Here is a 13,312-nt window from a genome sequence, read left to right as displayed (position 1 = left end):
CTGCTGTTAGAGTTGTTTTACCGTGGTCAACGTGGCCGATTGTACCTACGTTTACGTGCGGTTTTACGCGTTCAAACTTTTCTTTTGCCATCTTAAAAAATTCCTATAAAGAAATTAAAGTCCAGCCCTTAGAGACCGGACCGAACTAAAATTACTTAACAGCGCGAGCTGCAATAATTGTATCGGCTACACTCTTAGCCGCTTCAGCGTACTTGGAAAATTCCATCGAGTACGAAGCACGGCCTTGCGTAGCAGAACGAAGGTCGGTTGCATAACCAAACATTTCAGAAAGCGGCACTTGTGCATTAACTTGCTTCAAGCCACCGAATGCTTCTTCCATGCCTTCAATTATGCCACGACGACGATTCAAATCACCTACTACATCACCCATGTTACTCTCAGGGGTGATAACTTCAACTTTCATAACTGGTTCCAAGATAACTGGATTTGCTTCAAGCGCACCATTTTTGAAACCAATTGAACCTGCGATTTTAAACGCCATCTCGTTTGAGTCTACGTCATGGAACGAGCCATCAAACAATGTTGCTTTAACACCCAATAGCGGATAGCCGGCAAGGACACCTTGACGCATCTGCTCTTGAATACCTTTATCAACCGCTGGGATGTACTCTTTAGGTACAGCACCACCGACGATTTCGTTTACGAACTCGTATGTAGGCGCTTCATCATCAGAGATATCCATCGGCTCAAGCTTAAGCCAAACATGACCATATTGACCACGACCACCAGACTGACGTACGAATTTACCTTCCGCTTCTACCGCGCCACGAATTGTTTCACGATATGCCACTTGTGGTTTACCAACGTTACATTCAACGCTGAATTCACGTTTCATACGATCGACAATGATATCGAGGTGAAGTTCACCCATACCAGAGATAATCGTTTGACCTGATTCTTCATCCGTTTCTACACGGAAAGACGGGTCTTCTGCCGCTAGTTTACCTAACGCGATACCCATTTTGTCTTGGTCAGCCACGGTTCTTGGCTCAACTGCAACTGAAATCACCGGCTCAGGAAATTCCATACGCTCTAAAGTGATAACAGCTTCTTGTGAACATAATGTGTCACCCGTAGTGACATCTTTCAGACCAATAGCCGCCGCGATGTCGCCAGCGCGTACTTCTTTGATCTCTTCACGAGAGTTTGCATGCATTTGAACGATACGGCCCAAACGCTCTTTTTTGCTTTTAACCGGGTTATATACCGCATCACCCTGCTTAACAGTACCAGAGTAAACACGGAAGAAAGTTAAAGTACCTACAAATGGGTCTGTGGCAATTTTAAATGCCAATGCCGAGAACGGCGCATTGTCATCTGCAGGACGAGTATCTTCAGAATCATCTTCCAAGATACCTTGAATGTCTTTAACTTCAGTAGGTGACGGCATGTATTCAATCACTGCGTCAAGCACTGCTTGTACGCCTTTGTTTTTGAATGCACTGCCACAGGTCATTGGCACAATTTCATTGGCCAATGTCTGTTGACGAAGCGCAGATTTGATCTCAGCTTCGCTTAACTCGCCGTCTTCTAAATATTTATCCATTAGTTCTTCAGACGCTTCAGCTGCGCTCTCAACTAAATGAGCACGCCATTCTTCAGCTAAGTCTTGAAGATCTGCTGGGATCTCTTCGTACGTGAACGTCATCCCCTGGTCTTCATTATTCCAGTTGATGGCTTTCATTTTGATGAGATCGATAACACCTTTAAATTCATCTTCAGCACCAATTGGTAACTGAATAGGCACAGGTGTGGCGCCAAGGCGAGATTTCACCTGTTCCACGACAGCTAGGAAATCAGCGCCAGTACGATCCATTTTGTTTACGAATACCATACGAGGTACTTCGTATTTGTTCGCCTGACGCCAAACCGTTTCTGTCTGTGGCTGTACACCTGATGAAGCACATAACACAACAACCGCACCATCTAGTACGCGCAAAGAGCGCTCCACTTCAATGGTGAAGTCTACGTGCCCTGGAGTATCAATAATATTGATACGATGGTCGTCGAATTGAGCGTCCATACCTTTCCAGAAACACGTCGTTGCTGCAGACGTGATAGTGATACCACGTTCTTGCTCTTGCTCCATCCAGTCCATAGTTGCAGCACCATCGTGAACTTCACCGATCTTATGAGAAAGACCCGTGTAGAACAGAACACGTTCTGTCGTGGTGGTTTTGCCTGCATCTACGTGAGCACAAATACCGATGTTACGATAGCGCTCAATAGGAGTTGTACGTGCCATATTATCCTCTTAAAGGGTGTTAGCAGATTACCAACGGTAGTGAGCGAATGCTTTGTTCGCTTCAGCCATACGGTGAACGTCTTCACGTTTCTTAACCGCAGTGCCCTTGTTTTCAGCAGCGTCGATCATCTCTTGAGCAAGACGAAGGCCCATTGATTTCTCGCCACGCTTACGTGCAGCTTCAACTAACCAACGCATACCTAATGCGTTACGACGAACTGGACGTACTTCAACTGGTACTTGGTATGTAGAACCACCAACACGGCGAGATTTAACCTCAACCGCTGGGCGTACATTTTCAAGTGCAGATTCAAAGATTTCTAGGTGCGACTTGCCTGATTTCTCAGCAGCCACGTCTAACGCACCGTATACGATTTTTTCAGCAGTAGATTTCTTGCCGTCTAACATTACTACGTTAACGAATTTAGCAAGAAGTTCTGATCCGAACTTAGGATCTGGTAGAATTTTACGTTGACCTATTACGCGTCTTCTAGGCATTTTATATCTCCGGTATCTTCAGGTTCGCCTTTTTGGGCGACTCCCAAAACAAATTATTTAAAAATTAAAACTTAAGTGCTTGGCCTTACTAACGGAGAACCATTAGCCCTTAGGGCGTTTTGCACCGTACTTAGAACGAGCCTGTCTACGGTCGTTTACGCCGGCACAGTCAAGTGCACCACGAACAGTGTGGAAACGCACACCTGGTAAGTCTTTAACACGACCACCACGGATTAAGATTACACTGTGCTCTTGTAGGTTGTGACCTTCACCACCAATGTATGAAGTTACTTCGAAACCGTTAGTTAAACGCACACGTGCTACTTTACGTAATGCAGAGTTTGGTTTCTTAGGTGTAGTTGTATATACGCGAGTACATACACCACGCTTTTGCGGACAAGCTTTAAGCGCAGCTGAGTTACTTTTTGTAACCTTGCTACGACGTGGCTTACGCACTAGCTGGTTAATAGTTGCCATTAAATAGCTCCTGATTAGTTAAAAATTACTACTGAAAAAATATAAAAATCGTCCCAATTTCTTCTCCACTTTCGTGGATCGAATAAATGGGTGGCCGAATTTTAATGAGCAAAGATTGACCTGTCAATAAAAACTGCTCGTAGAGTAGGAAATTTGCGGTATTTAATCGTAATTTGGCCTTAAAAAGCAAAATCACGTTTTCACAACAATGCAAGTGTTGAAGGAATTCGATGTGCATTTTTGCTTAACGAGCAAAATAATAACACTTATTACGCGTTGATCGCTATTTAAACACTTAATCAAAGGTCGAGGACAATGAAAAAATAAAAAGCAGCTCGATGAGCTGCTTTTTCAATCTTACTGAGTGATGATAACGAATTACTCGTTACCACCTAGTAAATCAGCGTTTAGTGCGTCTGTTAGCGCTTGAGTTGCCTCTTCCGCACTTACAGTTTGCTCTTCAACTGGCAGTTCCGCTTGCTTACGACGGTTGATGCGATCTTGGTGATACGCAAAACCTGTACCCGCAGGGATTAAGCGACCAACGATTACGTTTTCTTTCAGACCACGTAATTCATCGCTCTTACCATTTACAGCTGCTTCTGTAAGAACACGCGTTGTTTCTTGGAACGACGCTGCCGAGATGAATGACTCAGTAGCAAGTGACGCTTTAGTAATACCCATTAGCTGAATTTCAAACTTCGCTGGGATCTTACCTTGCTTCTCAAGTTCACGGTTCGAGATATTAACGCGTGCTACTTCAACTTGCTCGCCCGCTAAGAACTCAGTGTCACCACCGTCTAGGATGATACACTTACGTAGCATCTGACGAATGATAGTCTCAATGTGCTTATCGTTAATCTTTACACCCTGTAAACGATATACTTCTTGTACTTCGTTTACGATGTAGTTAGATACGTCAGTCACACCACGTAGACGTAAGATGTCATGTGGAGACTCAGGACCATCGGCGATAACTTCACCTTTAGATACCTGCTCACCTTCGAACACGTTAAGCTGACGCCACTTAGGGATCATCTCTTCGTATGCATCGCCCTGTTCTGGCGTGATCACAAGACGCTTCTTACCTTTAGTCTCTTTACCGAAGCTGATAGTACCTGTGATCTCAGCAAGGATTGCTGGATCTTTTGGCTTACGAGCTTCGAATAAGTCCGCAACGCGCGGTAGACCACCGGTGATATCGCGTGTTTTCGAACCTTCTTGAGGAATACGCGCAAGTACCGCACCAGGTAGTGCTTTTGCACCATCTGTGATTTCAATCGTAGTAAACGAAGGAAGACGGATTTCTTGCAAGCCACGCTCGTCGTTTTCAACGATTAGCTTAGGCTCTTTTGCATTCACTTTTGCAAGATCTTTAACAACCACACGTGTCAAACCAGTTAATTCATCAGTTTGCGCTTCTGTGTTGCTATCATCAATGTCTGAGAATGAAACCTTAGACTCATGCTCGATGATGATTGGGTGGCTATGCGGATCCCACGTTGCAACGATGTCGTTACCTTTAACTTCTGCACCGTCTTGAACAGTTAATACTGCACCGTAAGGTACTTTATAACGCTCTTTTTCACGACCGTGCTCGTCAATGATAGTGATTTCTGTTGAACGAGAAGTAATGACAATCTTGCCATCCGTATTCAATACGTACTTCGCATTGTGTAACTTCAAGCTACCGTTGTTCTTAACTTGTACGCTGTTTTCTGCTGATGCTCTTGATGCCGCACCACCGATGTGGAACGTACGCATCGTAAGCTGTGTACCCGGCTCACCGATTGATTGAGCTGCGATAACACCCACAGATTCACCCGCGTTGATCAAGTGACCACGTGCAAGGTCACGACCGTAACACTTAGCACACACACCAAAGTCGTTGTCACAAGTGATAACTGAACGTACGCGTACTTCGTCCACTGAGTGCTCTTCTAAAAGGTCACACAGTTTTTCGTCAAGCATGATGTTACGCTCAACCAATACTTCATCAGTACCAGGCTTAACTACGTCTTCAGCAACAACACGACCTAATACACGCTCGCGAAGTGGCTCAACAACGTCACCACCTTCGATTAGCGGCTTCATTGTTAGACCGTCTAATGTGCCACAATCGTCATCATTGATAACCAAATCCTGCGCCACGTCTACTAGACGACGAGTTAGGTAACCCGAGTTCGCTGTCTTAAGTGCCGTATCGGCAAGACCCTTACGCGCACCGTGGGTTGAGATGAAGTACTGTAGTACGTTTAGACCTTCACGGAAGTTCGCCGTGATCGGTGTTTCGATGATTGAACCATCTGGACGTGCCATTAGACCACGCATACCAGCTAGCTGACGGATCTGAGCGGCACTACCACGAGCACCGGAGTCGGCCATCATAAACACTGAGTTAAATGATGCTTGCTCTTCTTCTTCACCTTGCGCGTTGATAACTGTGTCTTTTGACAAGTTTGCCATCATCTCACGTGATAAGTTTTCGTTCACGCGTGACCAGATATCGATAACTTTGTTGTATTTCTCACCTGCAGTTACAAGACCTGACTGGAACTGTTGGTTGATTTCATTTACTTCTGCTTCTGCATTTTCAATGATCTCGGCCTTAACTGGTGGAATAACCATGTCGTTAATACCGATAGAAACACCTGACTTCATCGCGTAGTGGAAACCGGTGTACATTACTTGGTCAGCGAACACAACTGTGTCTTTAAGACCTAGACGACGGTAACACTCATTTAGAAGTGCTGAAATTTGCTTTTTACCTAGTGCTTTGTTGATAAGCTCAAAAGGTAAGCCTTCAGGCAATACAAGTGACAAAATAGCACGACCAACCGTTGTATCAACGATTTCAGTTACGCTGCTTAATTCACCTGTTTCTTCATCTTTGCGTGATTCAGTAATACGTACTTTTACACGCGCATGAAGTTCAGCCATACCTGTACGGTACGCTTTTTCTGCTTCTTTTTGATCTTTAAATACAATACCTTCGCCTTTCGCATTGATGCGATCACGTGTCATGTAGTAAAGACCCAATACAACGTCCTGTGAAGGTACGATGATTGGCTCACCGTTCGCAGGAGACAGGATGTTGTTGGTAGACATCATCAATGCACGTGCTTCAAGCTGTGCTTCGATTGTCAACGGTACGTGTACCGCCATTTGGTCACCATCGAAGTCAGCGTTATACGCCGCACACACTAGTGGGTGCAGGTGGATCGCTTTACCTTCGATAAGTACCGGTTCAAACGCTTGGATACCAAGACGGTGAAGTGTTGGTGCACGGTTCAAAAGAACTGGGTGCTCACGAATTACTTCATCTAGTACGTCCCAAACCTCTGGTACTTCACGCTCAACCATCTTCTTCGCAGCTTTGATGGTTGTCGCCATACCACGGCGCTCTAATTTACCGTAGATAAATGGCTTGAATAGCTCAAGTGCCATCTTCTTAGGAAGACCACACTGGTGCAATTTAAGCGTAGGACCTACTGTGATTACAGAACGGCCTGAGTAGTCAACACGCTTACCTAGAAGGTTTTGACGGAAACGACCTTGCTTACCTTTAATCATGTCTGCAAGCGACTTAAGTGGACGCTTGTTAGAACCTGTGATCGCACGGCCACGACGACCGTTATCAAGTAGCGCATCAACCGCTTCTTGTAACATACGTTTTTCGTTACGTACGATAATATCTGGTGCAGCTAAGTCTAAAAGACGCTTCAAACGGTTGTTACGGTTAATAACACGACGATATAAATCGTTCAGATCAGACGTCGCAAAACGACCACCGTCTAGTGGTACTAGCGGACGTAAATCTGGTGGCAGAACCGGAAGCACGCTCATGATCATCCACTCAGGATTGTTACCTGATTGGTGGAAAGATTCCATTAGCTTCAGACGCTTAGTGATCTTCTTACGCTTAGTCTCAGAGTTAATTGTTGGTAACTCTTCACGCATTTCTGCAATTAATTGACCAAGGTCTAATTCACGTAGCAAATCAAGTACAGCTTCTGCACCCATCTTCGCTTCGAATTCATCACCGTGCTCTTCAAGTGCATCAAGGTACTCTTCTTCACCTAATAGCTGACCACGCTCAAGCGTTGTCATGCCAGGTTCAGTTACAACGAATGATTCGAAGTAAAGTACACGTTCAATATCACGTAACGTCATATCAAGCATTAAGCCGATACGCGATGGTAATGATTTTAAGAACCAAATGTGAGCAACTGGGCTCGCAAGTTCAATGTGACCCATACGGTCACGACGCACTTTAGTTAGCGTTACTTCAACGCCGCATTTTTCACAGATCACACCACGGTGTTTTAAGCGCTTATATTTACCACATAAACACTCATAATCTTTCACTGGGCCGAAAATACGGGCACAGAATAAGCCGTCACGCTCAGGCTTGAAAGTACGGTAGTTGATTGTCTCAGGTTTCTTTACCTCACCGTAAGACCATGAACGCACCATGTCTGGTGAAGCAAGACCAATGCGAATTGCATCAAATTCTTCGGTCTTATTTTGTTGCTTCAGAAACTTAAGTAAGTCTTTCACCTTAGCTCTCCTGTCGGAGGTTAATCTTGAGGGCAAGCGCTGCTCACCCCTTCATTCTTTCAGTCCGGCTACCCACTGGGAGGGTAACTGCCGCAACTTATGCAGCTGCGGCGGTCGGATTAATTTTCTTCCAACTCGATGTTGATACCCAGTGAGCGGATCTCTTTGAGCAATACGTTGAATGACTCAGGCATACCCGGTTCCATCTTGTGGTTACCGTCAACGATGTTCTTATACATCTTGGTACGACCGTTTACGTCATCCGACTTAACTGTCAACATTTCCTGTAGAGTATAGGCAGCACCGTATGCTTCTAATGCCCATACCTCCATCTCACCGAAACGCTGTCCACCGAACTGCGCTTTACCACCCAGCGGCTGCTGAGTAACTAAGCTGTAAGAACCTGTTGAACGTGCGTGCATCTTGTCATCAACCAAGTGGTTAAGTTTCAGCATGTACATGTAACCAACAGTTACTTGACGTTCGAATGCATCACCAGTACGACCATCATAAAGCGTTACCTGACCGCTTCTTGGATATCCACCAAGTTCAAGCATGTCTTTGATTTCAGCTTCACGTGCACCATCAAATGCTGGTGTTGCGATTGGTAGACCACCTTTAAGGTTTTCAGCCAAGCGACGTACTTCGTCATCAGAGAAGCTAGCAATATCGACTTTTTGACGACAATCGCCAATTTCGTATGCTTTTTTGATGAACTCGCGCAATTCATGAATTTCGCGTTGCTCTTTCATCATCTCTTCAAGACGTTCACCGATACCGCGTGCAGCAAGACCCATGTGAGTTTCTAGGATCTGACCGATGTTCATACGCGATGGTACACCTAGTGGGTTCAATACGATGTCTACAGTACGACCTTTTTCATCATATGGCATGTCTTCAACAGGCACGATTGTAGAGATTACACCCTTGTTACCGTGACGACCCGCCATCTTATCACCAGGCTGGATACGACGTTTAACCGCTAGGTAAACTTTAACAATCTTCAATACGCCCGGCGCTAAGTCATCACCTTGCGTGATCTTGCGACGTTTGTTTTCGAATTTCTTGTCGTATTCAGCTTTTAGCTCATCGTACTGAGCAGCAAGTTGCTCAAGCTCAGATTGCTGCTCTTCATCAGCAAGGCTTTGTGTAAGCAACTTGTCAGCTGATAGACCTGCAATGCGGCTTTCTTCGAAGCCAGCTTTAGCAAGTAAGTTACGTGCACGTGATAACACGCCTTCTTCAAGGATCTTGAATTCTTCGTTGAAGTCTTTTTTCGCTTCACGAAGTTGCATGTCTTCAACTTCAAGGGCACGCTTATCTTTTTCTACACCGTCACGAGTAAATACTTGTACGTCGATAACAGTACCAGATACTGAGTTTGGTACACGTAGTGAACTGTCTTTTACGTCAGATGCTTTTTCACCGAAGATTGCACGTAGTAGCTTTTCTTCTGGAGTCAGTTGCGTTTCACCTTTAGGTGTTACTTTACCTACTAGGATGTCGCCGCCTTTCACTTCAGCACCGATGTACACAACACCAGATTCATCTAATTTACCAAGTGCAGATTCACCAACATTTGGAATATCCGCTGTGATCTCTTCAGGACCTAACTTAGTGTCACGCGCGATACACTGTAGCTCTTGGATGTGGATAGTCGTTAGACGATCTTCTTCAACAACGCGCTCAGATAGCAAGATCGAGTCTTCGAAGTTGTAACCATTCCAAGGCATGAACGCCACACGTAAGTTTTGACCAAGTGCCAGATCACCTAAATCTGTAGATGGACCATCAGCAAGTACGTCACCACGAACAACCGGCTCACCAACCATACAAGTTGGTTTTTGGTTGATACAAGTGTTTTGGTTTGAACGTGTGTACTTAGTTAAGTTGTAAATGTCGATACCCGCTTCACCAGGGATACGCTCATCTTCATTTACGTTAACTACGATACGGCTTGCATCAGCATACTTAACTACACCGCCACGCTTAGCGACGATAGTTACGCCCGAATCTTTTGCAAGCGTTAGCTCAATACCAGTACCTACTAGCGGCTTGTCTGCTTTTAACGTCGGAACTGCTTGACGTTGCATGTTTGATCCCATCAATGCACGGTTAGCATCATCGTGCTCTAGGAATGGAATAAGTGCCGCTGCCACAGAGATAACCTGCTGTGGAGATACGTCCATATATTGGATGTCAGAACGACCCATAAATGTCGATTCACCTTTGTGACGACACGGGATCTGCTCATCAATAAATTCGTTATTTTCGTCTAAGTTTGTGTTTGCCTGTGCAATTACAAACTGACCTTCTTCGATAGCTGATAGGTAATCAACTTCGTCAGTTACAACACCATCAATCACCTTACGGTATGGAGTTTCTAAGAAACCATAATCGTTGGTACGTGCGTACGTTGATAACGAGTTGATAAGACCGATGTTTGGACCTTCAGGCGTTTCGATTGGACATACGCGACCATAGTGCGTTACGTGTACGTCACGTACTTCGAAGCCTGCACGCTCACGCGTTAGACCACCCGGACCTAATGCAGAAATACGACGTTTGTGTGTCACTTCTGATAACGGGTTGTTTTGGTCCATGAATTGAGAAAGCTGTGAAGAACCAAAGAATTCTTTAACGGCTGCTGAAATAGGCTTCGCATTAATAAGGTCTTGTGGCATTACTGCATCAAGATCACCTAAGCTCAAGCGCTCACGAACAGCACGTTCAACACGTACTAAACCTACGCGGAATTGGTTCTCAGCCATTTCACCTACTGAACGAATACGACGGTTACCTAAGTGGTCGATATCGTCCACTTCGCCTTTACCGTTACGGATATCGATCAATACGCGCATAACAGACACGATGTCTTCTTTGCTTAACGTACCTGGGCCTGTATCTGTGTCATAACCTACGCGGCTATTGAACTTCATACGACCAACCGTTGATAAGTCATAACGCTCATCAGAGAAGAACAGGTTGTCGAACAACGCTTCTGCAGCTTCTTTTGTTGGTGGCTCACCAGGGCGCATCATGCGGTAGATTTCTACCAATGCTTCAAGGCGGTTGCTAGTCGAGTCGATACGTAACGTATCTGACATGTATGCACCACTGTCTACATCGTTGATGTAAAGTGTTGCAATCTTAGTGTGACCAGCCTTTACAAGTTCAGCCATTAGCTCTAGCGATAATTCATCGTTTGCATTGGCGATCACTTCGCCAGTTGTCTCATCGATGTAATCTTGCGCTACAACACGACCAATAATGTACTCGTGCGGAACTTCTAATTGATTAATTTCTTTCTTTTCTAGCGTTTTGATGTGACGCGCTGTAATACGGCGGCCAGATTCAACCACTATTTCGCCATCGCTGTCTGTAATATCAAACGCAGCAGTCTCACCACGTAGACGTGATGGCACTAGCTCCATCAAGACTTTGCCATTTGCAACTTCGAACGTTGTTGTTTCGAAGAACAAACTTAAGATCTCTTGTGCAGAGAACTCAAGTGCACGCAGAATGATTGATGCAGGTAACTTACGACGACGGTCGATACGAACGTAAAGGTTATCTTTTACGTCGAATTCAAAGTCTAACCATGAACCACGGTAAGGAATAACGCGTGCGTTATAAAGCACTTTACCAGAAGAGTGCGACTTACCACGGTCGTTATCAAAGAATACACCAGGTGAACGGTGTAGCTGAGAAACGATAACACGCTCTGTGCCGTTGATAACAAAAGTACCGGTGTCAGTCATGAGCGGGATCTCGCCCATGTAAACTTCTTGCTCTTTAATGTCTTTAACTGTGCCTGGTGCGTCTTTATCCATTAGCACAAGACGTAATTTAACGCGAAGTGGAGCAGAATAAGTCACACCGCGAATTTGACATTCTTTTACATCGAATACTGGCTCACCAATACGATAACTCACGTATTGTAGCTCAGAATTGCCCGAGTAGCTTTTGATCGGAAACACAGAACGGAAAGCAGCTTCCAAACCGTGGTCGCCATCAGCGTCCGGATTCAAGAACTTTTTGAACGATTCTAACTGCGTCGACAGTAAGAAAGGTATGTCCAAAACTTGTGGACGTTTACCAAAATCCTTACGGATACGTTTCTTTTCAGAATAAGAGTAAGCCATGGGGTTCCTCAGCTTGCTGATCTTTGACCCAACCTGTTCTTGTAAGAACAGACTTAACTGGCATTCAAGCCATGATAACAACATCTAATTGTTGTACTAAATGTCATTGATATTAGCAAAAACATGTAAGTTATTGAAAATACCAGTGAAATTTAGAATTTTATTGCGCGATAGAAAGCCATCTCGCTATAGCGCAAAAGGGCCGGTGATTAAATAATCACCAGCCCTTGCCTGATTGCTCAGGCAGCGAACCTAGCAGGAGCTAGATTACTTGATCTCAACTTCAGCACCAGCTTCTTCAAGATCTTTCTTAAGTGCTTCAGCTTCTTCCTTAGATACACCTTCTTTGATTGGTGCAGGAGCAGACTCAACTAGAGCTTTAGCTTCTTTAAGGCCTAGACCTGTAGCGCCACGTACCGCTTTGATTGCAGCAACTTTGTTACCGCCAGCAGCAGCTAGGATTACGTCGAACTCAGTCTTCTCTTCAGCAGCTTCAGCAGGACCAGCAGCAACAACAGCAGCAGCTGCAGTTACACCGAATTTTTCTTCCATTGCTTCTACTAGTTCAACAACTTCCATTACTGACATTTCAGCAATAGCGTCAAGGATTTGGTCTTTAGTTACAGACATTTCAAATTTCCTAATGATTTACGAACCCATGTGGTTCAAAAAATTTATTAAAGAAAGGAGCGGGGCTTAAATTAAGCAGCTTGCTCAGCTTTCTGTACACGTACCGCTTCAATTGTTTTACACAATTTGCCAGCAGACGCTTCTTTCATAGCGCTCATTAAGCGTGCAACAGCTTCGTCGTAAGTAGGTAGCTTAGCAAGCATATCTACGTCTACAACTTTACCTTCGAATGCAGCAGTTTTAAGCTCAAATGCTTCGTTCTTTTTCGCGAAATCTGAGAAGATACGCGCAGCAGCACCAGGGTGCTCTGAAGAGAAAGCGATAAGGCTTGGACCAACTAGTGATTCGTTAAGGCATTCGTAATCAGTGCCTTCAACAGCACGTTTAGCTAGGGTGTTACGAACAACTTTCATCCATACACCAGCTTCACGAGCTTCTTTACGAAGAGCAGTGATTGCACCTACTGTTACACCACGAGAATCAGCAACAACTGCTGAAAGAGCACCTTTGGCAGCTTCGTTGACTTCAGCAACAATTGCTTTTTTGTCTTGAAGATTTAAAGCCATGGGTGTTACTCCTGGTTTATAGAAAAACACATATATGTTTTTCAGTTCTACTCTACCCTGCTAATAATCTCAGCAGAGATGCTTTTTACGGCGAGAGCCAGAAGATTAGGAAAAATCTAGCTGGGATTCACACCGTCTACGTAGGACGATTAAGGCCGAAACCACCTACG

At 44.7% G+C, this 13,312-nt stretch carries 8 protein-coding genes; all 8 read right to left on the bottom strand.

The genetic code is table 11. The features are described 5' to 3' along the window. Positions 1-91, bottom strand: a 91-nt coding sequence (locus tag ACW689_RS20695) for a GTP-binding protein (protein ID WP_233997923.1), incomplete at its 3' end; no start/stop codon positions are given. A 60-nt stretch (positions 92-151) separates the two neighbouring features. Further along, positions 152-2,266, bottom strand: coding sequence for an elongation factor G (gene fusA / locus ACW689_RS20690; protein WP_476294220.1), 2,115 nt, complete (start codon positions 2,264-2,266; stop codon positions 152-154). 27 nt (positions 2,267-2,293) lie between these two features. Beyond that, on the bottom strand, positions 2,294-2,764 hold the full coding sequence (gene rpsG / locus ACW689_RS20685) for a 30S ribosomal protein S7 (RefSeq protein WP_476294219.1): 471 nt from the start codon (positions 2,762-2,764) through the stop codon (positions 2,294-2,296). A gap of 102 nt (positions 2,765-2,866) precedes the next feature. Continuing rightward, positions 2,867-3,241 (bottom strand): 30S ribosomal protein S12, encoded by a 375-nt coding sequence (gene rpsL / locus ACW689_RS20680; protein WP_010367657.1) that lies wholly within the window; start codon positions 3,239-3,241, stop codon positions 2,867-2,869. Between the two features lie 378 nt (positions 3,242-3,619). After that, positions 3,620-7,801 carry a DNA-directed RNA polymerase subunit beta' gene (gene rpoC / locus ACW689_RS20675; protein WP_476294217.1) on the bottom strand — a complete coding sequence of 1,394 codons (4,182 nt, stop codon included), beginning with the start codon at positions 7,799-7,801 and terminating at the stop codon, positions 3,620-3,622. Positions 7,802-7,920: 119 nt separating this feature from the next. After that, a complete protein-coding gene (gene rpoB / locus ACW689_RS20670) occupies positions 7,921-11,946 on the bottom strand; it encodes a DNA-directed RNA polymerase subunit beta (protein WP_476294216.1) in 4,026 nt (1,341 codons plus the stop codon). Positions 11,947-12,213: 267 nt separating this feature from the next. After that, positions 12,214-12,576: a 50S ribosomal protein L7/L12 gene (rplL, locus tag ACW689_RS20665; RefSeq protein WP_070982798.1), complete on the bottom strand. Its 363-nt coding sequence runs from the start codon at positions 12,574-12,576 to the stop codon at positions 12,214-12,216. A 71-nt stretch (positions 12,577-12,647) separates the two neighbouring features. Beyond that, positions 12,648-13,142, bottom strand: coding sequence for a 50S ribosomal protein L10 (rplJ, locus tag ACW689_RS20660; protein WP_476294213.1), 495 nt, complete (start codon positions 13,140-13,142; stop codon positions 12,648-12,650). Positions 13,143-13,312 lie beyond the last annotated feature (170 nt).

This window comes from Pseudoalteromonas sp. ABE4_541 (genome assembly GCF_056312285.1).
This window is presented reverse-complemented; position numbering and strand designations above follow the sequence as displayed.

What these genes read in the sequence shown, in the direction of transcription:
- fusA (WP_476294220.1), bottom strand. Translation starts at nt 2,266, where the DNA reads ATGGCACGTACAACTCCTATTGAGCGCTATCGTAACATCGGTATTTGT.
- rpsG (WP_476294219.1), bottom strand. Translation starts at nt 2,764, where the DNA reads ATGCCTAGAAGACGCGTAATAGGTCAACGTAAAATTCTACCAGATCCT.
- rpsL (WP_010367657.1), bottom strand. Translation starts at nt 3,241, where the DNA reads ATGGCAACTATTAACCAGCTAGTGCGTAAGCCACGTCGTAGCAAGGTT.
- rpoB (WP_476294216.1), bottom strand. Translation starts at nt 11,946, where the DNA reads ATGGCTTACTCTTATTCTGAAAAGAAACGTATCCGTAAGGATTTTGGT.
- rplL (WP_070982798.1), bottom strand. Translation starts at nt 12,576, where the DNA reads ATGTCTGTAACTAAAGACCAAATCCTTGACGCTATTGCTGAAATGTCA.
- rplJ (WP_476294213.1), bottom strand. Translation starts at nt 13,142, where the DNA reads ATGGCTTTAAATCTTCAAGACAAAAAAGCAATTGTTGCTGAAGTCAAC.